General features: G+C 70.0%; 21 protein-coding genes. 10 read left to right on the top strand and 11 right to left on the bottom strand.

What is annotated here, in order from left to right; all coding sequences use genetic code 11:
• Positions 1–54 precede the first annotated feature (54 nt).
• Complete coding sequence (locus IG98_RS0122115) at positions 55–1,596, bottom strand: sugar ABC transporter ATP-binding protein (RefSeq protein WP_037970996.1); 1,542 nt, start codon at positions 1,594–1,596, stop codon at positions 55–57.
• Positions 1,597–1,816: 220 nt separating this feature from the next.
• On the opposite strand from IG98_RS0122115, the gene IG98_RS0122110 reads away from it, so the two are divergent.
• The 4 genes from IG98_RS0122110 (at position 1,817) to IG98_RS0122095 (ending at position 7,137) form a co-directional block, all read left to right on the top strand.
• Positions 1,817–2,824: a LacI family DNA-binding transcriptional regulator gene (locus IG98_RS0122110; protein WP_157594453.1), complete on the top strand. Its 1,008-nt coding sequence runs from the start codon at positions 1,817–1,819 to the stop codon at positions 2,822–2,824.
• A gap of 50 nt (positions 2,825–2,874) precedes the next feature.
• Entirely contained in the window at positions 2,875–4,293 is a 1,419-nt protein-coding gene (locus IG98_RS0122105) for a rhamnulokinase (RefSeq protein WP_030915164.1), read from the top strand.
• A 489-nt stretch (positions 4,294–4,782) separates the two neighbouring features.
• Positions 4,783–5,433: a lysophospholipid acyltransferase family protein gene (locus tag IG98_RS0122100; protein WP_030915161.1), complete on the top strand. Its 651-nt coding sequence runs from the start codon at positions 4,783–4,785 to the stop codon at positions 5,431–5,433.
• A gap of 72 nt (positions 5,434–5,505) precedes the next feature.
• The gene (locus IG98_RS0122095) at positions 5,506–7,137 is read left to right on the top strand and encodes a penicillin-binding transpeptidase domain-containing protein (protein ID WP_030915158.1); all 1,632 of its coding nucleotides are present in this window, start codon (positions 5,506–5,508) and stop codon (positions 7,135–7,137) included.
• A 31-nt stretch (positions 7,138–7,168) separates the two neighbouring features.
• On the opposite strand, the gene IG98_RS0122090 is transcribed toward IG98_RS0122095, so the two are convergent.
• Complete coding sequence (locus tag IG98_RS0122090; protein WP_030915156.1) at positions 7,169–7,459, bottom strand: DUF3040 domain-containing protein; 291 nt, start codon at positions 7,457–7,459, stop codon at positions 7,169–7,171.
• A gap of 587 nt (positions 7,460–8,046) precedes the next feature.
• Between IG98_RS0122090 and IG98_RS50710 the strand changes: the two genes are divergently transcribed.
• Together IG98_RS50710 and IG98_RS0122080 are read left to right on the top strand one after the other, a co-directional pair.
• Positions 8,047–8,226, top strand: coding sequence for a hypothetical protein (locus IG98_RS50710; protein WP_157594452.1), 180 nt, complete (start codon positions 8,047–8,049; stop codon positions 8,224–8,226).
• A gap of 69 nt (positions 8,227–8,295) precedes the next feature.
• The gene (locus tag IG98_RS0122080) at positions 8,296–11,514 is read left to right on the top strand and encodes a S41 family peptidase (RefSeq protein ID WP_030915153.1); all 3,219 of its coding nucleotides are present in this window, start codon (positions 8,296–8,298) and stop codon (positions 11,512–11,514) included.
• Positions 11,515–11,575: 61 nt separating this feature from the next.
• Here IG98_RS0122080 and IG98_RS0122075 read toward each other — a convergent pair whose 3' ends face one another.
• From IG98_RS0122075 to IG98_RS0122035, 9 genes are all read right to left on the bottom strand, one after another.
• On the bottom strand, positions 11,576–11,971 hold the full coding sequence (locus IG98_RS0122075) for a VOC family protein (protein ID WP_030915150.1): 396 nt from the start codon (positions 11,969–11,971) through the stop codon (positions 11,576–11,578).
• A 267-nt stretch (positions 11,972–12,238) separates the two neighbouring features.
• Positions 12,239–12,895, bottom strand: a complete 657-nt coding sequence (locus tag IG98_RS50705) for a sigma-70 family RNA polymerase sigma factor family protein (RefSeq protein WP_157594451.1) — start codon at positions 12,893–12,895, stop codon at positions 12,239–12,241.
• Positions 12,892–13,782 carry an RNA polymerase sigma-70 factor gene (locus IG98_RS0122065; RefSeq protein ID WP_030915145.1) on the bottom strand — a complete coding sequence of 297 codons (891 nt, stop codon included), beginning with the start codon at positions 13,780–13,782 and terminating at the stop codon, positions 12,892–12,894. The genes IG98_RS50705 and IG98_RS0122065 overlap by 4 nt, the downstream gene beginning before the upstream one ends.
• Positions 13,783–13,796: 14 nt before the next feature.
• Positions 13,797–14,228, bottom strand: a complete 432-nt coding sequence (locus IG98_RS0122060) for an alpha/beta hydrolase (RefSeq protein ID WP_051752609.1) — start codon at positions 14,226–14,228, stop codon at positions 13,797–13,799.
• Positions 14,225–15,952, bottom strand: a complete 1,728-nt coding sequence (locus IG98_RS48925; RefSeq protein ID WP_084195553.1) for a ferritin-like domain-containing protein — start codon at positions 15,950–15,952, stop codon at positions 14,225–14,227. The genes IG98_RS0122060 and IG98_RS48925 overlap by 4 nt, the downstream gene beginning before the upstream one ends.
• Positions 15,942–16,178, bottom strand: coding sequence for a hypothetical protein (locus IG98_RS0122050; protein ID WP_030915135.1), 237 nt, complete (start codon positions 16,176–16,178; stop codon positions 15,942–15,944). The genes IG98_RS48925 and IG98_RS0122050 overlap by 11 nt, the downstream gene beginning before the upstream one ends.
• A gap of 204 nt (positions 16,179–16,382) precedes the next feature.
• On the bottom strand, positions 16,383–17,147 hold the full coding sequence (locus IG98_RS0122045; RefSeq protein WP_030915133.1) for an SDR family oxidoreductase: 765 nt from the start codon (positions 17,145–17,147) through the stop codon (positions 16,383–16,385).
• 198 nt (positions 17,148–17,345) lie between these two features.
• Positions 17,346–18,554 (bottom strand): low temperature requirement protein A, encoded by a 1,209-nt coding sequence (locus tag IG98_RS0122040; protein WP_030915131.1) that lies wholly within the window; start codon positions 18,552–18,554, stop codon positions 17,346–17,348.
• Positions 18,555–18,972: 418 nt separating this feature from the next.
• On the bottom strand, positions 18,973–19,929 hold the full coding sequence (locus tag IG98_RS0122035; protein WP_030915129.1) for a helix-turn-helix transcriptional regulator: 957 nt from the start codon (positions 19,927–19,929) through the stop codon (positions 18,973–18,975).
• Positions 19,930–20,012: 83 nt separating this feature from the next.
• Between IG98_RS0122035 and IG98_RS0122030 the strand changes: the two genes are divergently transcribed.
• The 4 genes from IG98_RS0122030 (at position 20,013) to IG98_RS0122015 (ending at position 23,795) form a co-directional block, all read left to right on the top strand.
• The gene (locus IG98_RS0122030) at positions 20,013–20,759 is read left to right on the top strand and encodes an alpha/beta hydrolase (RefSeq protein WP_030915127.1); all 747 of its coding nucleotides are present in this window, start codon (positions 20,013–20,015) and stop codon (positions 20,757–20,759) included.
• 255 nt (positions 20,760–21,014) lie between these two features.
• Complete coding sequence (locus tag IG98_RS0122025; RefSeq protein WP_051752604.1) at positions 21,015–21,902, top strand: ABC transporter ATP-binding protein; 888 nt, start codon at positions 21,015–21,017, stop codon at positions 21,900–21,902.
• Positions 21,902–22,627, top strand: coding sequence for an ABC transporter permease (locus IG98_RS0122020; RefSeq protein WP_030915123.1), 726 nt, complete (start codon positions 21,902–21,904; stop codon positions 22,625–22,627). Before IG98_RS0122025 ends, IG98_RS0122020 begins: the two co-directional genes overlap by 1 nt.
• A 118-nt stretch (positions 22,628–22,745) precedes the next feature.
• A complete protein-coding gene (locus IG98_RS0122015; protein WP_051752602.1) occupies positions 22,746–23,795 on the top strand; it encodes a sensor histidine kinase in 1,050 nt (349 codons plus the stop codon).
• Positions 23,796–23,847: the final 52 nt, after the last annotated feature.

The raw sequence follows: 23,847 nt of genomic DNA, 5'->3' as shown, positions 1-23,847 counted from the left end.
CCGTCCGCCGCGTGATCCGGGCACCGTGCTTTCCGGCGCCCTCGTTCCTGCCGATCACGAGGTCCCTCCGGTCGCCGCGGTCATCACGCTCTCCTCGGTGGCCCGCTCCCGCGGGATCTCGGCGACGAGCCGCCCCTCCTGCATGACGAGCACCCGGTCGGCCATGCCCAGCACCTCGGGCAGATCGGAGGAGATCATCAGCACGGCGAGCCCGTCGGCGGCCAGCTGGGACAGCAGGCGGTGCACCTCGGCCTTGGTGCCCACGTCGATGCCCCGGGTGGGCTCGTCGATGATGAGCACGTCGGGCTTGGTGGACAACCACTTGCCCAGCACGACCTTCTGCTGGTTGCCGCCGGAGAGCACATTCACCGCGTCCGACAGCCGGTTGAACTTGAGCTGGAGCCGGATGGCCCAGTCACGGGCACGGTCCCGCTCGGCGGCCCGGGATATCACCGGGCCACGGCGCAGCGCCTTCAGGCCGGTGATGCCGATGTTGCGCTCGATCGAGTGGTCCATCACCAGTCCCTGCTGACGCCTGTCCTCGGGGACCAGGGCCAGGCCCGCGGACATCGCGGCGGTCGGGGACGCGGGCGGCAGCCGCTCTCCGTTGACCTCCACGGTCCCGGCGTCCCAGCGGTCCACTCCGAAGACGGCCCGGGCGACCTCGCTGCGCCCGGCGCCGACCAGCCCCGCCAGTGCCACGATCTCGCCTCGCCGCACCTCGAAGGAGACGTCGGTGAACACGCCCTCACGGGTGAGCCGGCCGACCTTGAGGGCGACCTCGCCGACCTCGGTCTCCTGCTTGGGATAGAGGTTGTCGAGGTCGCGGCCGACCATCCGGCGGATCAGGTCGTCGTGGGTCAGGCCCGCGACGGGTTCGCTGGCGATCCAGCCGCCGTCACGCAGCGTGGTGACCCGCTGGCAGAGCTCGAAGATCTCGTCCAGGCGGTGCGAGATGAACAGCACCGCGCACCCCTGCTCGCGCAGCGCCTTGACCACGTTGAACAGCCGGGTCACCTCGTTGCCGGACAGCGCCGCGGTGGGTTCGTCCATGATCAGCACCCGGGCGTCCCGGGAGAGTGCCTTGGCGATCTCCACGAGCTGCTGGTCGGCGATGGACAGGCCGCGGGCCGGCTGCTCGGGGTCGAGCGCCACGCCGAGCCGTTCGAACAGCTCGGCGGCCCGGTCGTGCATGGCCCTGCGGTCGATGCGGCGGAGCGCGGCCTTGGGCTGCCGGCCGATGAAGATGTTCTCGGCGACCGACAGGTCGGGGAACATCGTGGGTTCCTGGTAGATCACGGCCACGCCCGCCTGCTGGGCGTCGGCCGGACTGCCGAACTCCACCGGCTCCCCGTCCAGCAGGACCCGCCCGGTGTCCGGACGGTACACCCCGGCCAGGGTCTTCACCAGAGTGGACTTCCCCGCGCCGTTCTCCCCAGCGAGCGCGTGCGCCTCTCCGGCGTAAAGGTTCAGAGAGACCTCGCGCAACGCCTGCACGGCGCCGAACGCCTTGCTGACCCCGGCCAGTGCCAGGACCGGAGGGGCCCCGTCGGGGGGCGGCCCGAGTGGCGCCTCCCCTTCGCCCGGTGCGGTCACCACGCCACACCCCTTCCCTGCTCTAAAAACGTTTTAGAAGACTGACCGGACGCTAAACCGCAGCGTCCGGCATTGTCAATGGGTGGTGAAGGTCTCGTTTCCAACGCGTTACGACAACTACGCAGGCAGGGGGATGGTAGGCCTACCGCCATCTTTGAGTAAGGTCTTGTCGACATCGTGTAACACGTTTTAATCTATGCCGGGTCAAGGGGGGCAACGGGTGAGCGGCGTCGGCATCAAGGAGGTCGCTCGGATCGCCCGGGTCTCCCCCGGCACGGTGTCCAATGTGCTCAACCGGCCGGAGCGGGTCGCCCCCGAGACCCGGGAACGCGTCAGGCGCGCGATCCGCGAGCTCGGCTTCGTCCGGCACGGCTCCGCCTCGACCCTGCGCGCCGGGCACAGCCGGACCATCGGGCTGTCGCTCATGGACATCGGCAATCCGTTCTTCACCGACGTCGCCGCGGGCGCCGAGGAGGTCGCCAGCGAACTCGGCTACGCGGTGATCCTCGGCAACTCGGGAGGTTCCCGCACCAAGGAGGAGCACAACCTGCGTGTGTTCGCCGAACATCGGGTACGCGGCGTGCTGATCACGCCGTCGGACGACGATCCACGGCGGCTCGACGGGTTGCGCGAGCACGGCATCAGCGTGGTGCTGGTCGACCATCCGGCGTACCGGCCCGACCTGTGCTCGGTGAGCGTCGACGACGTGGCGGGCGGCCGGCTGGCCACCCGCCACCTGCTGGAGCGCGGCGCGCGGAACATCCACCACATCACCGGCCCGCTGACCATCCGGCAGTGCGCGGACCGCAGACGGGGCGTGGAGCTGGCTCTCACCGCCGCGGGCCTCGCCCCGGCGACCGCGCTGGAGACGGTGCAGATGCCCGCGATGACCGCGCGGGCGGGCCAGGAGGCGGCGGAGCGGCTGGTCCGCTCCGGGCGGCTGCCCGAGGCGATCTTCTGCGCCAACGACATGCTCGCCCTCGGCGTACTGCGCGGCCTGCACCAGGCCGGGGTCGGCGTGCCCGGCGAGGTGGCCCTGATCGGCTACGACGACATCGACTTCGCGGTGGCCTCGGCGGTGTCGCTGAGCTCGATCCGTCAGCCCACCTACGAACTCGGGCGGATCGCCACCGAACTGCTGCTGGACGAATGCGGCAACCCCGGCGAGCACGCCCACCGGCAGATCATGTTCCAGCCCGAACTGGTCGCCCGCGAGTCCACCGGCTGAGAGGCGGACGGGACGGCGGCGGCCACCTGACCACGAGTGGTGAATGACAGATGAGCGTTTACGCGGCGGTCGACCTGGGAGCCTCCAGCGGCCGGGTGATGACGGCGCGGATCGAGGGCGGGCGGATCAGCCTGACCGAGGCGCACCGCTTCGCCAACCGCCCGGTCCGGGTCGACGGCACCCTGCACTGGGACATCCTCGCCCTCTATCGAGGGGTGCTCGACGGGCTTCGCGAGGCCGGGCCGGTCGACTCGATCGGCATCGACTCCTGGGCCGTCGACTACGGGCTGCTCGACGGCGCGGGCCGGCTCATCGGCAACCCGGTGCACTACCGCGACGGGCGGACCAACGGAATCATGGAGCGAGTCGTCGCCGACCTGGGAGCCGACACCCTCTACCAGGTCGGCGGCTTGCAGTTCCTGCCGTTCAACACCGTCTACCAGCTGCTCGCCGAACCGGATCTCGACCGCGCCGAGACGCTGCTGATGATCCCGGACCTGCTGACCCGCTGGCTGACGGGTTCCGTCGGCGCGGAGGTCACCAACGCCTCCACCACCGGCCTGTACGACGTGCGGACCGGCGACTGGGCCCGGGGGCTGGCAGAGCGACTGGGGCTGCCGACCGCGCTCCTACCGGAGCTGCGGCACCCCGGAGCGCCCGCCGGGACGCTCCTGGCCGAGGTGGCCGCGGAGACCGGGCTGCCGGACTCCATCCCGATCACCACGGTCGCCTCGCACGACACCGCCTCCGCGGTGGCGGCGGTGCCCGCGAGCACCGAACGGTTCGCCTACATCTCCTCCGGTACCTGGTCGCTGGTCGGGCTCGAACTCCCCGGGCCCGTCCTGACCGGGGAGAGCCGGCTGGCCAACTTCACCAACGAGGGCGGCCTCGACGGCACCGTCCGATACCTGCGCAACGTGATGGGTCTGTGGATTCTGCAGGAGTGCATGCGCACCTGGGGCGAGACCGACGTGGCCGGCCTGCTCGACGCCGCCGCGCAGGCCGGCCCGTTCCAGGCGGTGATCGACCCGGACGACCCGGTCTTCATGCCCCCCGGCGACATGCCGGCCCGGATCGCGACCTACTGCGAGCGGACCGGCCAGCGGCCCCCGCGGGGACAGGCGCAAACCGTACGGTGCGTGCTGGAGAGCCTGGCCCTGGCCTACCGGCGTACGCTCCGCGACGCCGTACGCCTCAGCGGCCAGGACGTGGAGGTCGTGCACGTGGTCGGCGGCGGTGCCCGCAACGCGCTGCTCTGCCGGATGACCGCCAATGCGACCGGCCTGCCCGTGGTCGCCGGGCCGGTGGAGGCCGCCGCCCTCGGCAACGCCCTGGTCCAGGCCCGCGCCCAAGGGGTGGTCTCCGATATCCGCGCCCTGGTGCGGCAGAGCGAGCAGTTGGTCACCTACCTCCCCGAAGGGGGCGACGAGCCATGGGCCCGTGCGGAGGCCCGGCTGGCCGGCGGATGAGGCCGCACGCCGCGAGATCGTGCCACGCTCCGGGACATCGCGCGGCGGGGGCGGCGGAGTCCGATTCCCGCCGTGAGCTGGGGGTGGCCGGAGGCCGCCCGCCATATCTGACACGCCGGTGACGGGAGAAGCGGAATAACCACCGGCGGACGTCCGTTAGAGTGATCGTGCCGATGTGGTTTGTGTCCCCCGGGCCGCAAATTACCGCCTTCACGGAATACCGTTCGGCTGGAGCCGTGTTGTGCCTCTCGCCGAGGAGGCGACCGCCACATCGGCACCAAAACGTCGCGTCCCGCGAGCCCCCAGGGCTCGCGGGACGTTTCTTTTTCACCGGACCCGACCGGAGGATTTCATCGGTCTCGCCCCGGAAAAGAGCCACGCTGTTGGAGGAGGACTACAAATCCGGCGGCTCCGCTTGTGCGGTTGCGTACAACCGTCGGCCGTCGGGCCACCACCTAGTGTGGTGAACCCGTCTCATGAGGAGAGTCCGTGCTCTATCGCCTGACCAAGACCGTCAGCGCTCCGATCCTGCATCTGCTCTGGCCGACCACGGTCATCGGGCATGAGCACGTTCCCGCCACGGGCCCGGCCATCATGGCCTCCAACCATCTGTCGATCCTCGACTCGACCTTCCTGCCGCTGGTGCTCAAGCGCCAGGTACGCTTCGTCGCCAAGGCCGAGTACTTCACGGGTAACCCCGTCACCGCGATGTGGATGCGCGCCACCGGCCAGATCAGCATCGACCGGCAGAGCCCCACCTCGGCCCAGGACATGCTCGACGCGGCGGCGAAGGTGCTCGGCGACGGCGAGCTGTTCGGCATCTACCCCGAGGGCACCCGCTCTCCCGACGGCCGCCTCTACCGGGGCAAGGTCGGCGTCTCCTGGCTGGCCCTGGCCACCGGCGCGCCGGTGGTCCCGGTGGCGATGGAGGGCACCGACAGGGTGCTGCCGATCGGTGCCGCGAGGCCCAGGCCGGGCCGGGTGAGCGTCCGCATCGGCAAGCCGATGACCTTCACCGGCTCCGAGACGAGCGCGCGCGACCGGCGCAGGGTGACCGACGAGATCATGGCCGCGATCCAGGAGCTGTCCGGTCAGGAGTACGCGACGAGCTACGCACCCAGCCGTACACAGGGCAAATGATCATTTATCGGAATATCTCGCGTAGGTCACGCTAGGCTGCGGCCCTGGGGCACCGAGAGCTGGGGGGATCACGTGGCACGGGGCAGAACGATCGCGATCACATCGGCGGCCGTCGTGCTGGTGGCGGGGGCCGCCGGCGGCGGCGCCTGGTGGTACCTGCACACCAGGGGCACACCCCAGGAGACCGCACAGCGATTCGTCAGCGCCTGGCAGAGCGGCGACCTGGCGGGTATGCGCGCCGAGCTGGGGGCGCCGGATCCGGCGCTCACCACGACGTACGACAACATGCGCAAGGCCCTGGCCGTGGAGAACACCGTGGTACGGCTCGACGGGGTGCGTGAGACCGGGGACGGCACCGGCCAGGCCTCCTACACCGCGACGCTGAAGCTGAAGGACGTCGGTGAGTGGAGTTACTCCGGCAGCGTCGACCTGGCGGTCGTCGACCGGCACTGGCGGGTCAGGTGGTCGCCCAGTGCCGTCCACCCCGACCTGACCACGACCACCGCCTTCGCGCTGAGAACGAAGTGGCCGGAGCGTGCCGCGATCACCTCCGCCGACGGCGCCCGCATCGACGGCGCCGACGTGGGCGGCTCGGTGCAGCAGCTCGTCGGCTACCTGGAGAAGGCCACGGCGAAGAGCGCCGCGAAACTGGGGGTCCCCTACAAGGTCGGCGACGCGGTCGGCGCGAGCGGGTTGCAGAGCACCTTCCAAAAGCGCCTGGCCGGCACCCCCGACACCGAGGTCGAACTCGTCGGCGCGGACAAGAAGACCGTCAAGACGCTCGGCAAGATCGAGGGCGAGGCCGGCGAGAACCTGGAGACCAGCTTGGACATGCGGGTCCAGCGAGCCGCGGTCGAGGCGGTCCGCGACCTGAAGCAGACCACCGCGCTGGTCGCGATCAAACCCTCGACAGGCGAGATCCTCTCGGTGGTGAACAACAAGGGCGGCTTCAACCGGGCGCTGGACGGCAACTATCCCCCCGGCTCGACCTTCAAGGCGGTCACCGCCGTGGGGCTGCTGGCCGAGGGGATGAACCCAGGCGATCGGGTCACCTGCCCCAAGGACGTCAAGGTCGGCGGCCTGCCGATCCGTAACTCCCACCACGCCGCCTACGGTTCGGTGTCGCTGTCCGACTCCTTCGCCCACTCCTGCAACACCACCTTCGCGCCCCTCGCCAAGGAGCGGCTGGGCGCCGACAAGCTGCTGAGCACCGCGGAGCTGTTCGGTTTCAACAAGCAGCTCAGCATCGGCGTCCCGGCCGCCAAGGGCAGCTTCCCCAGAGCCCAGAGCGACGCGGAGCTGGCCGCGGAGTCCTTCGGGCAGGGCCGGATCACCGCCAGCCCGCTGATGATGGCCTCGGTGGCCGCCGCGCTGGCCGACGGCACCTGGCGCCCGCCGACCCTGGTCCCCTCGGTCAAGCAGAAGGTCGAGCCTCAGGTGCTCCCCGAGGCCGTCATGCCTGGCATGCACCAGATGATGTCCGCGGTGGTCACCAAGGGAACGGCGAAGGACGCGGGCCTGCCCCGGGGCACCCGGGGCAAGACCGGGACCGCCGAGTACGGCTCGCAGGACGACCTGAAAACCCACGCCTGGTTCATCGGCTTCCGCGGCGACCTGGCCTTCGCGGTGATCGTCGAGGAGGGCTCCGGCGGCGGGGCGGTCGCCGCCCCGGTGGCCGCCGACTTCCTGCGCGCCCTCGGCTGACGAACGGCCGCGATCGTGGCGACGGCTGTTGTCACAACGGGAACGCCGCGGCCGCCTCGTGGCGCAGAACCATGATGAGAAGCGTGGCGATCAGGGTCGCGATCAGCAACCAGCTGAACATGATGATGACCGTCGAACGGCGCAGGCGCCGGGCGGCACGCCCCCGCCCCTTCTTGGCGCCGCGTTTGCGGCCACCGCCGCCCTCCTTGCGCTGGACACGCTCGTTGAACGACTCCAGTCGCGCGGCGAGCCGCGGATCCTCATCGACGAGATGGCGCTCGATCTGCAGCAGCATGCGCTCCTCGTCTTGTGACCAGGCCATGCATCACCTCCCCGGAACGCAAGCCATGTGCCGACGTTCTGCCCAATCGTGAAGATCATTATCCGTTCCGAGGGCTGCGATTTACCTCTTCTTTTCGCGGACGCAATCCAAGCACGCGATCATGCCCTCCCGCGGGGCCGGAAAGGTCGCGACTCAGGTGTCGGGCGATTCCCAGCCTTCTCCGCGATCTCGACATTCCTACAGCCCCGACCGCCGCCATCGGCCGCTCCGCCGGCTCGTCCGAAGGCGTTCTTCTGGATGAGCGCCCCCCGGAACAACGCCTCCCGCACGACATCAACGGATCGTCTCGGCCGGACTCGAAGGCGACCTCGCGCTCCTGGCCACCGCTGTCCGCGACACCGGCACAGCGGTTACCGGGGCATGAGTGAGCGTGACGGCGGGAGCTCTCACCGAAGCCCCCGGACGCGAGGACCGCACCTGATTCGACGTGCCGACCGGCACCGATATCGACCACACAACGTATCCGTAACCACACATATTGTGGGTGGTTGATGCCCGTAAAGGGTATTAAACCCCCCTGAGTGCCTAATCAAGGGCGTCGTCCATCAAGCACAACGGGGGAAACGGTGACGGACACCAAGAACACCAAGGACAGTAAGAACAAGGCGGCGAAGAGCTCGGGTAAGAGCAAGAAGGCCGCCATAAAAGCGACACGCTCCGCCAAACAGGCGAAGAAACAGGCCGGACAGCCCGAGGCCAGATTGCCCGAGGCGGGGCCCGCCCATCCGGGGGGACGAGCCTCCTAGCCACCGAGGCGTGAAATCATGATCGGGCGACCGGCATGAAACCCGGTCGCCCGATCATGGAGTGACACGATGTCCGCCTACCTTCGTTTTCCGACGATCTTCGGCAATATGGTGGTCTTCGCCGCCGAGGACGACCTGTGGATGGTCACCGCCGGTGGCGGACGTGCCTTCCGACTGACAGCCGGGGTGGCCGAGGCGGGATACCCGCGCTTCTCCCCCGGTGGCGACCGGCTCGCCTTCGTCGGTCGCGAGGAGGGGCCCGAGGAGGTCTACGTGATGCCCGCCGACGGTGGCGCGGCCCGGCGGGTGACCTACCACGGTGCCCGGTCCAGCGTCACCGGCTGGGATCCCGACGGCGGAATCGTCTACGCCAGCGACCAGGGCCAGCCCTTCGACGGCCGCAACCGGCTGCACCGGGTGGAACCGGATGGGATGCCCGAGCTCCTGCCGTACGGCCCGGCCAACACCATCTCCTACGGCCTGCGGATCGTACTCGGCCGCAACACCGCCGACCCCGCCCGGTGGAAACGCTACCGAGGCGGCACCGTGGGTGATCTGTGGATCGAGACCGGCGACGACGGGCGGTTCCGTCGGCTCACCGCGCTTCCCGGCAATCTCGCCTCGCCCTGCTGGGTCGGGGACCGGGTCTACTTCATCTCCGACCACGAGGGTGTGGGCAACGTCTACTCCTGCGACGTGACCGGCGACGACCTGCGCAGGCACTCCGACCACGCCGACTACTACGCCCGCAACCTGTCCGGCGACGGCCACCGGCTGGTCTACCATGCCGGGGCCGAGCTCTACCTGGTGGAGGACGGCGAGTCGCGCCCCATCGAGGTACGACTGCGCAGCTCGCGCACCCAGCTCAACCGCCGCTTCGCCTCGGCCGAGAACTTCCTGGACAGTGCCACGCTCAGCCCCGACGGCAGTGGCCTGGCCATCACCACCCGGGGCAAGGCGTTCTCCTTCGCCGCCTGGGAGGGGCCGGTACGCCAGCACGGGGCGCTGTACGGGGTGCGCTACCGGCTGCTGAACTGGCTCAACGACGGTGAACGGCTCGTGGCGGCGGCCAGCGACGAGAGCGACCGCGAGGTGCTGGTGGTGCTCACCGCCGACGGCTCCGCCGACCCCGTCAGGCTCGACCACCTCGAGGTCGGCCGCGCCACCGCGCTGGAGGTCTCCCCCACGGCCGACCTGGTCGCGGTGGCCAACCACCGCAACGAACTGATCCTGGTCGACCTCGCACCGAAGAAGTCCCCCAGAACCTCCAAGAAGAACAGGGGCCTGGCACAGGGCAGGACCGTCGACTCCAGCCGGTTCGGCGCGATCGATGACCTGGCCTGGTCCCCCGACGGCCGCTGGCTCGCGTACGCCTGCCGGGACACCGCGCAGACGACGGCGGTGAAACTGTGCCGGGTCGAAACGGGCGAGACGTTCTTCGCCACCCGGCCGGTACTGGCGGACGTCCTGCCCGCCTTCGACCCGGGCGGCGACTACCTCTATTTCATCGGCAAACGCGTCTTCAATCCCGTCTACGACGAGCTCCACTTCGATCTGGGCTTCCCGCTGGGCTCCCGCCCCTACGCGATCGCGCTCCGCACCGACGTCACCTCTCCCTTCGTCCCCAAGCCCCGGCCTCTCACGGACGACGACGACGGCGACGATGACGAGAACGAGGACGACGAGGTGCCCGAGGTGGTCATCGATCTCGACGGCATCGAGAACCGGATCGTCGGCTTCCCCGTCCCCGAGGGCCGCTACGAGGGCATCGCCGGTATCAAGGGCAAGGCCGTCTACCTGACCTTCCCCGTCGAGGGCAGCCTCGGTGACGACTACGCCGACTCCTCCGAAGGCACCTTGCACGTCTACGACTTCGCCAAGCAGAAGCAGGAGACCATGGTCGGGGACGTGTCGGAGTTCCGGCTCGGCCGTGACCAGAACACGTTGCTCTACCAGGCGGGCAGGCGGCTGCGGGTGGTCAAGGCGGGCGAGGAGCCCGAGAGCGACGAGACGCCGGGCCGGACGAGCGGATGGGTGGACCTGTCCCGGGTCAAGGTGTCCATCCGCCCCGAGGCCGAGTGGCGGCAGATGTTCAGGGAGGCCTGGCGGCTGCAGCGGGAGAACTTCTGGACCGAGGACATGGCCGGGCTCGACTGGGACGGCGTCTACCTGCGCTACCTGCCGCTGGTCGACCGGGTCACCACCCGGGGGGAGTTCTCCGACCTGCTGTGGGAGCTCCTCGGTGAGCTGGGCACCTCGCACGCCTACGAGAGCGGCGGCGCCTACCGGCCCCGGCCGCACTACCGGCAGGGCAAGCTGGGCGTCGACTGGACCTTCGAGGACGGCGTCCACCGGATCGCGAGGATCGTCGGTGGTGACCGGTGGGACCCCGAGGCGACCTCGCCGCTCAACCGCCTCGGGGTGGACGTACAGCCGGGTGACGTGGTGCTGGCCGTCAACGGCCAGCCCGTCGGCGCCGAGGTCAGCCCCGACGAGTTGCTGGTCAACCAGGCCGACCAGGAGGTCCAGCTCACCATCCGGCGCGGGGACGAGCGGCGGACCGTCACCGTCAAGGCCATCGACGACGAGCAGCCGGGCCGCTACCGCGACTGGGTGGAGGACAACCGGGCCCGTTGCCACGAGCTCGGCGGCGGCCGGATCGGTTACCTGCACATTCCCGACATGGGCCCGGAGGGCTACGCCGAGTTCCACCGCGGCTTCCTGACCGAGTACAACCGAGAGGCGCTCGTGGTGGACGTCCGCTTCAACGGCGGCGGCCACGTGTCGGCGCTGCTGCTGGAGAAGCTGGCCCGGCGCCGACTGGGTTACAACTTCCCCCGCTGGGGCGTGCCCGAGCCCTATCCCGATGAGTCACCGCGCGGCCCGATGGTGGCGATCACCAACGAGTGGGCGGGTTCCGACGGCGACATCTTCAGCCACACCTTCAAGCTGCTCGGCCTGGGCCCGCTGATCGGCAAGCGCACCTGGGGCGGGGTGATCGGTATCTGGCCCCGGCATCACCTGGCCGACGGGACGGTCACCACCCAGCCGGAGTTCTCCTTCGCCTTCGACGACGTGGGCTGGCGGGTGGAGAACTACGGCACCGACCCCGACATCGAGGTCGACATCACGCCGCAGGACTACGCGGCGGGCGTGGACACCCAGCTGGAGCGGGCGATCGAGGTCGCCCTGGAACGCCTGGTCCTGCAGCCGCCGCACACCCCGAACCCGGCGGCCCGCCCTCGGCTCGTGGTGCCACATCTGCCACCCCGCCGGCGTTCCCGCTGACCGCGAGCCGGCCCGCGTCACGGGCGTACGGGATCCGCCACGGCGGGCCGGGGGGGAGGAATCAGGCGAGGTTCAGCTGCCAGGAGACTCCGAAGCGGTCGTTGGTCCAGCCGAAGCGCTTGCTGAAGCCGTAGGAGCCGAGCGGCATCAGCGGCTCGCCGTTCTCCAACAGCGCCGCGTACAGGCGCTCGATCTCCGCCTCCGACTCGCACTGCACGTACAGCGAGACCGACGGGGTGAAGGTGAACGCGTGCGACACGTTGCTGTCGATGGCCATGTACTCCTGGCCCGCCAGCGTGAACGTGGCGTGCTGCACGCTGCCCTCCGCACCGGGCCCCTCGGGGCCGTAGCGAGTGATGGCCAGGATCTCCGCGTCGTCGAACAGCGACGTGTAGAACGTCATCGCTTCTTCTGCTGCACCCTCGAACATCAAGAAAGTAGTGATTTTTTGTGACATCGGGTGGGCTCCTAGTGAGGTGCGTTAAAGGTGGTGATGTTCCTGGCAATGGGAACGGCCTGCTCGTCAGCGGCCCCGGACCGGGTCGCCGGGAACGTCGACATGCGCGCTCGAAAACTATTTCAGCTTCACCTTATATAAGTCAACTTCTATATAGTGGCGGGACCGCCACACGGAGATGGGCAGGTGACGAAACTCGGAACCGACCGGCACGCCCCGCCGATGCGTTCGGCGAATTCACCTTGTTCGGGGTGAAGTCCAGGCGGTTCAGCGGTGCCAGCGTTGAAGTTTGTCGGGATTCAGGACGATCCACACGGCGGTGACCTCGGCTTCGGCGACGCTCACGCTGGCCACCGCCACGGCCCGATCCGCCCGGCGCAGCACCAGGCCCGTTCTGCCGTTCACGGAACCGACCGACAGCGTGGTGCCGGGCTGGCCGATCAGCAGCGCCGTGACCATCCGGGCGACCGCGTCCGTGCCGTAGGCCGGTTGAACGGGGGCACGCACCTTGCCGCCGCCGTCGCTCACGACGATCGCGTCGGCGGCCAGCACCGCTCGTAGCGCCGCCGCGTCTCCTGTACGGCAGGCGGCGGCGAACCGCCGGGCGACACGGTCGTGCCTGGCCAGCATGTCCCCGCTGGCCCTCACCGAGGGCGGGGCCGGCTCGGGCACTTCGACCTCGGGGACGTGGAAGGGAGCGGTCAGGAACTCCAGGCAGATGCTTCCCGCGGTCCGCGTCAGCCAGGCGCGCGGTGTCGCGATGCCGGCTCGTTCCTCGTCGTCGAGGGTGTACCAGCGGCGGTAGGTCTCCTGGACGACGTGGTCGGCCGCGAGCTCCGAGCCGAACATCCACAGGGCGATATCGAGCAGGTACTTCCGCTCGTCGAGCATCTCGGCCAGCGACTCGGCTCCAGCCTCGGTCATGGGTGTCCGCCCCGTGCGCGTGAGCGTTCGAAGGCCTCGATCTTGGCCGGGTTGACGATCCACATGAGGTGATGGATGCCGCTCGGCGAGGCGTCGATCGTGAGCAGCGTGATACCCCTGCGTCCGCGCGGGACGAGCACGCCGGCGCGGCCGTTCATCTCCACCCACGTGATCTCGGCGCCCGGCCAGAACCGGGGCGCGAACGCCGCCACGAACCTCGCCACCCGGTTGCAGCCCAGCATGGGGAACCGCGCCGCTCCCTTGAGGCCATTGCCGTCGGAGGTGCTGACGACGTCGGCGGCGAGGAGGCCTTCCAGGGCGCCGATGTTCCCTGTCTGGGCGGCGTCGACGAACGCCGCCAGGATCCGCCGGTGCTCGGTCCTGTCGACGGGCTCGCGACGCACGGCGGTCAAGTGCTTGCGGGCCCGGCTCACGAGCTGCCGTACGTTGACGGTGCTGAGCTGGAGGATCTCCGCTATCTGCGGATAGGGGTAGTCGAAGGCCTCGCGCAGGACGTACGCGGCGCGCTCGGTGGGGGTGAGTCTTTCGAGCAGGAGCAGGAAGGCGAACTCGAGCGCTTCACTGCGTTCGGCGCCCACCGCTGGATCGAGGCTGGTGTCGACGGGCTCCGGCAGCCACGGCCCGATGTAGGACTCTCGTCGCACGCGGGCCGACTGGGCGACGTTGATGGACAGCCGGGTCGTGATCAGCGCCAGGAAGGCCGACGGGTTCTCGATGGCCGCGCGGTCGGTGTCCTGCCAGCGCAGCCAGACCTCCTGCACGATGTCCTCGGCTTCGGTCGCGCTGCCGAGCATCCGGTAGGCGATGCCGAACAGCCGCGGCCGCAGTTCGGTGAACGCGGTCGCGGCCCGCTCGAGTGCATGCATGTCCACCTGCGTCATCAGTGGTCGGTGGCATCCATGATAACGGTGGTCACGGCGCCGGGCTGCGAGGCGCCCGCGACCTCGCGGGTTTCGCGTGAGCCGGCCCGCTCGGCCATAAACCGCAGCGCTTCGGCCGGGATGCCGAGGTCGCGGTCGCCGTGGACGGACCAGGAGGGCGTGGTGTGCCAGGGCACCGCGCCGGTCGTCGGCCCGTCGGTCAGCGCCCGCTCGATCACCGGCCACCGGGTTGCGGTCATCAGTGCGGCCTCGTCGGCGTCGAGATCGGCGCGGGACTGGTGGTGGAACTGCGCGCCGTCGATGCGGAACTCGTCGCCGCCGGAGGCGGCCGCGGTGAACTGGTTGCTGTGCAGGCGCTGGGTGACGCGGTTCCAGCTGGCCGATTCGGCGAAGGCGCCGTGGACCAGGACGATGACGGGCTGCTCACTCACGGGTGTTCCTCTTCTGGGGCCGCCTCGCGGAAGCCGATCTGTCGATGGGTGCCGTCGCACAGCGGTTTGTTGCCGGAGTGGCCGCAGCGGCACAGCGTCACCCGGTTACGTGTCTCCAGCGGACGGCCGTCCGAGCGCATGACCGGCACTCCGCCGGTGACCCACAGCGCGCTGGCCAGCCCGTCCTCTTCCTCCAACACCGCGATGGCCCGGGGAAGGTCGGCCTCGATCGTCTCGCCGCCGTGTTCGAGGGCGTAGCCGTAGGAGCCGGAGGGGCAGTGGTCGATGCGGCCCATGATCGTGGCGCGCACGTCGCTGTCGGCGGTGTCGGCGAGCATCGCGGCGATCGGCCGGGTCCGCCCGATGCAGAAGGCTGCGTGGATGCACAGCTCGCCCACCCGCTGGGCCGAGATGCCCACGCCGTCATGCACATGCTGCAGCTCCTGGTAAGGCCGCATCGGCGTGCTCTCCGTGCCGTCGAACCCGATCAGCGCGTGGGTGCCGTCGCAGAACGGCTTGGAGCCCGAGTGCCCGCAGCGGCACAGCGCGTAGGTGTCCTCGGTCTCCAGCCGCTCCCCGGTCTTCCAGGCCAGCGCGTCGTTGCCCGCGGAGACGATCTTGCGTTTGCGCCGGAGCGGGACGCCACCGTACACGACGTACGGGCCGTCGCTCAGGACGACGATCCGCTGGTTCTCGCCGACGTTCCATCGGCGCCGCTCGGGCGGGACGTACTCGAAGGTGGGGCCGGCCCCGTCGGGCATCCGCATCAGGGCTTCGGCCTGGGCCTTGAGCGCGTACATGGCGCCGGTGGCGACCGCGAGCAGCTTAGGGCTACCGTCGAACGCCTGCTCCAGCAGGTGCAGTACGCCGCAGTAGGTGAGGTTGAATTCCTCCTGCGCGGCGCGTGCGGCGGAGCCTGGGCCGGCGGGTCGTGGGTTGGGCCGCATCGGGAGGACATCGGCGAGGTTCACGGAGATCTTCTCCCCGGTGGGCCCGGACTCCGGGGTGTCGCCGCGCTGGTATCTGTGGCCGAGCTTGAGCTCCTGGAAACGATAGTAGTGGGCGACCTCGTCCCGCTCCGGATGGAAGATGTCCCGGTCACCGTCCCAGACCGAGCCGCGTGCCGTACCCTCGCCCTGCTCGACGATCTCCTCCAGCGCGGTCAGCGCGGAGGCCAGGCCGTCCACGGCGATCAGCCGTCCGGCGGTGTGCCGGAAGTGAGCGTCGCTCACCTGGCGGGCGGGATCGCCACTGAAGACCGCCTGCTCGCCGAGCTGGTCGCACAGGTGGCGCAGCCCCTCTTCGATCGCGGCGTAGAACTGCCCGATCGTCTCGTAGCCCTCGTCCTCCGCCGGGGCTCCGGGTGGCGCGGGCTGTTCGAGCCGCAGGAACATCTCCAGCGCCTCGTCCCCGAACGGGACCAGCGACAGCTCCAGCGAACGGTCGCCATGGGGCAGGGTCCGGGGATGGGCGGGCAGCATCTCCGGCGTGTCCAGGCGCGGCCGGCCGCCGACTGCGTTGAGCAGGTTCGCGGCCAGCGCCAGGTGCAGCATCTCCTCGACGAAGACGCTGCCCACCACCTGGACGGCCTCGGGATTGCGCTCCGGGTCCAGCGAGTACAGCGCGGTCAGGTACGGCGGAAGCGTCGCGTGCTCCAGTTCGATCGCCCACTGCAGGTGCTCGCGAAGGCTGTCGAGCGTGCCGATCCGCGGCTCAGGCGACATGGTCGCCGCGCCGGGAGTCGTCTTCGTGGACCTCGACCTCCAGCACCTCGACCGCGTCGCGCAGGCCGCGCAGGCCGATCTCCTCACGCTCGGCCTCCGTCGGATCGAACAGCCAGTCGGTGACCGGTAGTCGCATCGTCTCCTCCGCGTGACTCGCCTGGACCTCGGTCAGTTCGATCTCGACCTCGACCTTGAGCTCACGCAGGAACTCGTGCTCGCCGCTCATGTCTTCTCCATATGTGGTTTACGTGGATGTCCGGCCGGCTGACCGCGTGGATCAGTCGCACGGCGATGTGCCGGGCGGCGAACGGACCGGCGAAGCGCTCGCTCTGACGGGCCGCCGGCACGGCATGCCGCACCCCGAGTTGCTCGGCGGCGTCGGCGGTCCAGCCTGCGACATCGCCGGACTCGCCGGCCATCGCCGATGCGGTCACGGCACCTGCTTGCCGGGAGTGTTCCGGTCGAGCCACTCGCGATAGTTGATCTTGCCGAGCGTGGCACCGTCCCCTGGCACGAGCGTGCGCTCGCCCGGCACGCTGCCGAAGTAGCGTGCCAGCGGGTCGGTGACCACCTCGCGTGAGTCACCCCAGGCCGCCAGGGCCTTGCGGAAGAACTCATCCATTTGGTACTGCTGGGGCCCGGCGACCTGGGTCCGGCCGTTCAGCGGCGTGCCCACCGCGGTCCGGCCGACCGCCTGCGCGACCTCGTCACCCGCGATGGGCTGGAACCGCACGGGCGCGATCCGTACCTTGCCGTCGTCGGTGGCCTCGTCGGCGATGCTCCGCACGAACTCGAAGAACTGCGTCGCGTGGACCAGCGAGTACGGAATGCCCGACTTCTCGATAAGCTTCTCCTGGGCGATCTTCGCCGCGAAGTAGCCGTTCTCCGGCATCCGCTCCGTGCCCACCACCGACACCGCGACGTGGTGGCCGACCCCTGCCGCCGCCTCCGCGGCCAGCAGGTTCCGCGTGGAGGTCTGGAAGAACTCCATTACCGCGGCGGGCTCGAACGACGGCGAGTTCGACACGTCGACCACGACCTGCGCGCCCTTCAGCGCCTCGGCAAGCCCTTCGCCGGTGAGCGTGTTCACGCCGGTGTTCGGCGAGGCCGCCACCGTCTCGTGACCGTGCTCGGTCAGCTTGGTCACGAGCTTCGACCCGATCAGACCCGTCCCGCCGATGACCACGATCTTCATGACAAATCCCCTGTGTCGGCCCGGGACGGCCTATGCTCGACCCGGTCGCCAGCTAAGACAAGACAGCCCCCGCAGGTGTGACAGCCCCCGCGAAATTCCCTGGCGAGGGATCCGGATGATCACCACGAGGCAGCTGGTGTGGTGCAGGACCGCCTGGCGACCGAGCCGTACGGGCGCGCCGGCGACGGCGGTCGGAAATCAAGATCGGACAGCGGCCCGGTTTGTGACGGCTGCCCTCGTGAGCGTGCCGGCGACGAGGGCGACGCAGACGACCGCGACGCCCGCGATCACGGCGGCCACCTCGATCCACGGTGTGGCCAGCGGCAGCAGCACGATGACCACGACGGCGCCCACGACCGCGACAGGAGAGATGACCGGCTTCGCGGAGACGAGCGCGTGGAGCGCCGCGAGCAGCGCGAGATACACCCCGACCGGAACGGCGACCGCGAACCCGATGGTCGCCACCTGATGCCTGCTCTGCTCGACCGCGACCTCCAGCCCCGCGCCGAGCGCCGCCAGCGCGGCGAAGATGCCGTAATGCCCATACCCCCACCAATACGACAGGTGACGGCGATCGCTGAGCCCCTCTCCGGCTGGGCCGAGGAAGTACAGCCACCACAGCGCGAACAGCAGTACGAGCCCGGAGCAGGCGATGACAACGAAGTGCCCGCTGATCCGGCCTGCTTCGAGCGCCCCCTCGACTCCCCGGCTGGCGGCCAGCACGCTCTCCCCGAACAGGATGATCGTGAACAGCCCGTAGCGCTCGGCAATGTGATGTGGGTGCCAGGCGGTCGGTCTGGCCCGCTCCGCCCACGGTGGCACCGCCAGCTCCAAGGCGGCCAGGAGGACAAAAACAGGCAGCTGCCACGATGCCGGCAGGACGCCGCTCTCCGCGAGCGCGAGCCGTAGCAGCCAGCCCACCTGGACGAGACCGATCCCGGCGGCATAACGCAACCCGGTGCGGCGACCGTCTGGATCCTCCAGCGCGACCCGCAGCCACTGGGCTACGAGCCCGACTCGCATGATGAGGTATCCCAGCGTGATGATCCCGAGGTCGGACGCACCGACCGCGGCGGGCACCCCCGCGGCGAGCACGAGCACGCCGGCCATCTGCACCATGGTCAGCAGCCGGTAGGGGACGTCGTCGGTGTCGTATGAGGAGGCGAACCAGGTGAAGTTCATCCACGCCCACCAGATCGCGAAGAACACCTGGAGAAACGGGATCAATTCGGCCATTACATGACCACCGGCGACGGCGTGCCCGAACTGCGCGGTAACGGTCGCGACCGCCACCACGAACGTGAGGTCGAACAGGAGCTCCAGCGGGCTGGAGACTCGATGCGGCTCGTCGATGGGGCGCGAGCTCATCCGGACCCGGATCCGGATGAGGGTACTGGCTGGTGGCAAGGTCATGCTCCTGTCGCTCCGCAACGTCTGGTCCGTCTGGAAGACAGGGCAGCGCTGCGATCTGTGACAACGGGGCAACGAGATCGCGTCACACACGCTGTCGCGGGCCGACCATCCCTTGATGGAGGACTCTAGGCCCGGTATCAGCGCAGGCGTTCACTCGGCCCCCTGCCGACCGCCACCCGCCGATCGCTCACCCTCACCGCGTACGGCCTGCGATGAGAAGTCCAAGCTCCAGTTCCCGTCGAGACGTCAGCGGGATGAGCTCCCGAGTCGGGACACTCGGCGTCGTACGGAGTCATCACGATCGCCTTTCGCCGTCCCTGGCATCCTCCGCCGCCCGCAGGTGGAGAATTCCAAAAACAACCATCCCAGCGGCCAGGTGCTCTCCTCGGCGGGATACCGCGAAGCGCCGAGGTCAGGGCGGGGTGACGGCCGCGGAGGCGAGGAGGCGGGCGGCGAGGGCTCTGATCTCGTCGCGTAGTTCGGCGGGGGCGATGACGGTGAACGGCCAGCCGAGGCCGGCGAGCATCTGGGCCATCCCGTCCAACCGCTCGGCCCTGGTGGTCAGCAACACCCCGGCGGAGGTCTCGGCCAGGGTCGCCGTGGCGGCGGGGATCCGGGCGGCGGCCTCGGTCAGGGTGGTCTCCAGCAACACCCTGACCTCGTGGCGGTAGGGCACCGCCGACAGCGATCCGACCACGTGCGCTACCGGGTCGAAGTCGTCCGGGGCCGGAAACCTCCGCTCGGTGCGCTCGGCGCTCGCCACCCGGTCCACCCGGAAGGTCCTGATCTCCCCGCTGTCGTGGTCAAGGCCCGCGACGTACCAGCGGCCGGAGTGGAAGACGATGCCGTACGGGTCCAGGTCGCGCGTCGAGGCGTCGCCGCGCCAGGAGCGGTAGGCCAGCCGGACGGTGACCCGGCGGCGGGCGGCGTCGGCGAGGGCGAGCAGCGGGCCCGCCTTCGGGGCGGGTGCCCGCGTCGCGGCGCCGGTGTGGCCCAGCGTCTCCGAGATCGCGTCGACACGCTCGCGCAACGGCCCCGGGAGCACTCGCTGGATCTTGGCCAGGGCGCTCTCGGTGGCCGTCTCCCCCACCGCCAGCCCGGTCCGCCGCCCGGCCAGCAGCCCCAGCACCACTGCGGTGGCCTCGTCGTCGGTGAGCATCAGCGGCGGCAGCTTGTAGCCGGGCAGCAGCCGGTAGCCGCCGTAGCGGCCCCGCTCGGCCGAGACCGGCACGCCGAGCTCCGACAGCCGCACCGCGTAGCGGCGCACCGTGCGCTCGTCCACCTCCAGCCTGGCGGCGAGATCGGGACCGGTCAGGCCCGGAGCGGCCTGCAGCAACTCCAGCAGCGCGAGGATCCTCGCGGCGGTCATGTGAGATCTCCTCAAGAATCAGGACCGATACTGTCCGGATTCGATTCTAGGGTGAGACCAGGCGAACGAAGGAGAGTTGAGATATGAGCACCTACCTGCTGGTCCCCGGTTTCTGGCTGGGCGCGTGGGCCTGGGAGAAGGTCACCCGGCCGCTGCGCGAGGCCGGGCACGAGGTCCACCCGGTCACGCTCACCGGGCTCGGCGACAGGGCGCACCTGGCCGGCCCCGGGGTCGATCTGGAGACCCACATCCAGGACATCGTGAACACGGTGGTCTTCGCGGACCTGAACGAGGTGATCCTCGTCGCCCACAGCGGGGCCGGCGCGCCGGTCACCGGCGCGGCCGAGCGGATTCCCGAGCGCATAGCCCGGGTCGTCTACCTCGACAGCGGTCCGCTGGTCGATGGTATGACCCAGTTGGACACCACCGAGCCCGGGTGGCGGGCGTTCATCGAGAAGCGGGTCGCCGAGCGGGGGGACGGGGTGAGTTACCCGCTTATCTCCTGGGAGGAGCAGGAGCAGGCCGGAGCCAGCCTGGAGGGGCTGGGCGAGGCCGAACGCGAGTGGTTCGTCTCCCGCGCGACCCCCCAGCCGTATGGGACGTTGACCCAGCCCCTGATGCTCAAGGGTGGCGCGGAGGCGCTGTCCAAAACGCTCATCACGTGCTCGTTCTCGCTGGAGCAGGTGCACACCATGATCGCGGCCGGTCACCCGTTCTTCGCGGCGCTCTCCGGGCCCGAGTGGAGCTTCGCCTCGGTGCCCACCGGCCACTGGCCGATGTTCTCCAAGCCGGAGGAGACCGCGGCGGCACTCGCCGCACTGGCGGTCTGAGACGAAAGCCTGGCGGGGCGGAAACAGGTGGCGAGGCTGAGCCCGGCCGGCACGCTCCGCCCCGATTTCCCCTCCACAACAGCACCGGTCCTGACAGTGCTCGTGGAGGCCCACCGTGCACACCGGGGACCTCCACGCTGCGGTTTCCGATGACGGACCAGGAACTCCGCGAGCACCGAGGGGTGACATTTGTCCCGGGCAGCCCTGGATCGATGGATCTACCTGGGATCCCGTGCCCTCCGTAGCGTCTTTCGCATGACGAATGACGTGGTGTCACTCAAGAACGTGACCAAACGTTTCGGGGCGGTACGCGCCGTGGACGACCTCAGCCTCGACATCCCCGCCGGGCAGACCGTCGCCCTGCTCGGTCCCAACGGCGCGGGCAAGTCGACCGGCATCCGGTTGCTGCTCGGGCTGCTGGCCGCCGACTCCGGGACAGTGCGCGTGTTCGGGGGCGCCCCGGAGGCCGCGATCCGGAGCGGGCGGCTGGCGGCGATGCCCCAGGAGGGCGGCCTGGTCTCCCGGACCACGGTCGGCGAACTGCTCGGCTTCGTCTCCGGGACCTACCGGGCGCCGCTCCCACTGCGGGAGGTGATGGCCGTCGCAGGGCTGGAGGAGCTGGCCGGCCGTAGGGTGGAGCGGCTCTCCGGCGGCCAGGCGCAGCGCCTCCGCTTCGCGCTGGCGCTGGCCGGGGATCCGGAGCTGATCCTGCTGGACGAGCCGACCGCGGCGCTGGACGTCCGGGCCAGGCGGGAGTTCTGGGAGAGCATGCGGGCCTTCGCCGCGCGCGGCAGGACCGTGCTGTTCTCCACCCACTACCTGGAGGAGGCCGACGAGTACGCCGACCGGGTGGTGGTGATCGACAGGGGCCGGATCGTGGCCGACGGCACCAGCCGGGAGATCAAGCGCCTGGTCTCGCTGACCACGGTCCGCGTCACCGTCCCCGCTCCAGAGACGGCCTGGCTGGAACTCCTTCCCGGGGTCACCTCCGTCGAGATCCGCGGGGACCGCGCCCACCTGCGCACCCGCGACGCCGACACCACCGTGCTGGCGCTGGCCGAGGCGGGAGCCGTACGCGACCTTGAGGTGGTCCCCGCCGCGCTGGAGGACGCCTTCATCGCACTGACGGGAGTGGACGCCTGATGCTCGGCTACATCCGCCTGGAGATCGCCAGGGCCCGCCGCGACCCGGGATACGTGATCATGGGTTTCACCATGCCCGTGGTGATGTACCTGCTCTTCACCAACCTCGGCGTGGCGGGCGACGACCACGGCTGGGCCGCCCTGCACGTGATGGTCAGCATGGCCGCCTTCGGCGCGATCGGCTCGGCTTTCAACAACGGCACCGGCATCGCCGAGGACAGGACCGCGGGCTGGCTGCGGCAGCTGCGGATCACTCCCCTGGCGCCGGTACAGGTGATCGCCGGCAAGGCGGGCACCGGCATGCTCGTGGTGCTGCCCGCGATCGCCGGCGTGTGCCTGTCTGCGGCGCTGCTCAACGGGGTACGGCTGGCGATCTGGCAGTGGGCCTCGATCGTGCTCCTGCTCTGGGCGGGTTCCCTGCCCTTCACCCTGCTGGGCCTGGCCATCGGCTACCGGTTCAGCGGCCAGACCGCCGCCGTGCTCAACATCGCGGCCAATTTGGTGCTGGCGATCGTCGGAGGGCTGTGGCTGCCCGCCGAGGTCTTCCCCTCCTGGCTGAAGGCGCTCGCGGAGTGGACGCCGAGCTTCGCCTACGCCGACCTGGCGCGGAAGATCGCCTTCGGCCAGACACCCGGAACGGGTGTGGCACTGATCCTGACCTGCTGGCTGGTCGTCTTCGGGCTCCTGGCGTTGTACGGCTATCGCCGGGCCGGGCGTCTGGCGTGAATCGCACGGGTCGCGTGATAGGAGTGGCCGGATGAACCGAGAGCCGGAGGGAGCGGGGGTGACGGAGCCGGAGAGGCCGCAAGGTCCGGAGAAGGCGAGACCGAGATGGTCGGGGAGGGTGAGAAGGCAGGGGCCCGGGGAGCTCGCCTTCTATCCGTGGCTGCTGATCGCCTATCCCCCGGTCAGCGACCTCGCGGGAGGGCACGTGCGGCCGGCGGCGCCGGCCGCGCTGGGCATCCTCGCCTTCGCCATCCTTTACGTGCTCTGCATCCGGCTGGCCTTCCACGGCCGGCGACGGGCGGCGATCGTGGCCCTGGCCGGGCTGCTGGCGGTGATCTTCCTGCTGCTGGCGGTGTTCGCGCACAACTGGTTCTACCTCGCACCGCTGATGACGATCGCCTGCGGGGTCGTGCTGCGCGGCAGGTCCGTCTACCTCTTCCTGACCGTGCTGACGCTCGCGCTGACCGCGGTGATGTGGCGCGCGGGCGCCGGCTGGGCGAGCATCTCCCAGGCCACCTGGGGAACGGCCACCGGCGGCCTGGTGGTCAGCGTCGTCCTGAAGCTCTTCTCCGTGATCACTGAGCTCCAGCAGACCCGCCAGGAGCTGGCCCGGGTCGCGGTGGCCGAGGAGCGGCTGCGGTTCTCCCGCGACCTGCACGACCTGCTCGGGCACACCCTGTCGGTGATGGTGGTCAAGGCGGAGGCGGTACGGCGGCTCGCCCCTCGCGACGCGGAGGCGGCGGCTCGGCAGGCGGCCGACATCGAGGCGGTCGGCCGGACGGCGCTGACCGAGGTGCGGGCCGCGGTCAGCGGCTACCGGGGGCGCGGGCTGGCCTCCGAGCTGGCCTCGGCGCGCACGGTACTGGCCGACGCGGGCATCGCCGCCACGGTCACCGTCTCCGAGGACCGCCCCGCACCGGAGGCAGACGCCCTGCTGGGCTGGGCCGTACGGGAGGGCGTGACCAATGTCGTCCGCCACAGCGCCGCCCGCACCTGCGAGATCACCCTGGAGGGCACGGTGCTGGAGATCCGCGACGACGGCCGGGGAGCCGGATCGGGCACCCTGGGCAATGGCCTGCGCGGCCTGACCGAGCGGGTCGTCGCGCTCGGCGGAACACTGGAGGCCGGCGGAGGCGACGGCTTCGTGCTGAGGGTGACGCTCCCATGATCGGCGCTCTTCCACCAGGGAGGAGCCTTTCATGATCGTTTGCTCTCCACCC

Origin of the sequence: Streptosporangium amethystogenes (genome assembly GCF_000721075.1) — a bacterium.
GTDB lineage: Bacteria > Actinomycetota > Actinomycetes > Streptosporangiales > Streptosporangiaceae > Streptosporangium > Streptosporangium amethystogenes.
The sequence above is the reverse complement of the archived record's forward strand: the minus strand, read 5'-3'. Positions and strand labels throughout refer to the sequence as shown.

Excerpts from the sequence above, each read along its gene's own strand:
- IG98_RS0122105 (WP_030915164.1), top strand. The coding sequence starts at position 2,875 with ATGAGCGTTTACGCGGCGGTCGACCTGGGAGCCTCCAGCGGCCGGGTG.
- IG98_RS0122090 (WP_030915156.1), bottom strand. The coding sequence starts at position 7,459 with ATGGCCTGGTCACAAGACGAGGAGCGCATGCTGCTGCAGATCGAGCGC.
- IG98_RS0122080 (WP_030915153.1), top strand. The coding sequence starts at position 8,296 with ATGTCCGCCTACCTTCGTTTTCCGACGATCTTCGGCAATATGGTGGTC.
- IG98_RS0122075 (WP_030915150.1), bottom strand. The coding sequence starts at position 11,971 with ATGTCACAAAAAATCACTACTTTCTTGATGTTCGAGGGTGCAGCAGAA.
- IG98_RS50705 (WP_157594451.1), bottom strand. The coding sequence starts at position 12,895 with ATGACCGAGGCTGGAGCCGAGTCGCTGGCCGAGATGCTCGACGAGCGG.
- IG98_RS0122065 (WP_030915145.1), bottom strand. The coding sequence starts at position 13,782 with ATGCATGCACTCGAGCGGGCCGCGACCGCGTTCACCGAACTGCGGCCG.
- IG98_RS48925 (WP_084195553.1), bottom strand. The coding sequence starts at position 15,952 with ATGTCGCCTGAGCCGCGGATCGGCACGCTCGACAGCCTTCGCGAGCAC.
- IG98_RS0122050 (WP_030915135.1), bottom strand. The coding sequence starts at position 16,178 with ATGAGCGGCGAGCACGAGTTCCTGCGTGAGCTCAAGGTCGAGGTCGAG.
- IG98_RS0122045 (WP_030915133.1), bottom strand. The coding sequence starts at position 17,147 with ATGAAGATCGTGGTCATCGGCGGGACGGGTCTGATCGGGTCGAAGCTC.
- IG98_RS0122035 (WP_030915129.1), bottom strand. The coding sequence starts at position 19,929 with ATGACCGCCGCGAGGATCCTCGCGCTGCTGGAGTTGCTGCAGGCCGCT.
- IG98_RS0122030 (WP_030915127.1), top strand. The coding sequence starts at position 20,013 with ATGAGCACCTACCTGCTGGTCCCCGGTTTCTGGCTGGGCGCGTGGGCC.
- IG98_RS0122025 (WP_051752604.1), top strand. The coding sequence starts at position 21,015 with ATGACGAATGACGTGGTGTCACTCAAGAACGTGACCAAACGTTTCGGG.
- IG98_RS0122020 (WP_030915123.1), top strand. The coding sequence starts at position 21,902 with ATGCTCGGCTACATCCGCCTGGAGATCGCCAGGGCCCGCCGCGACCCG.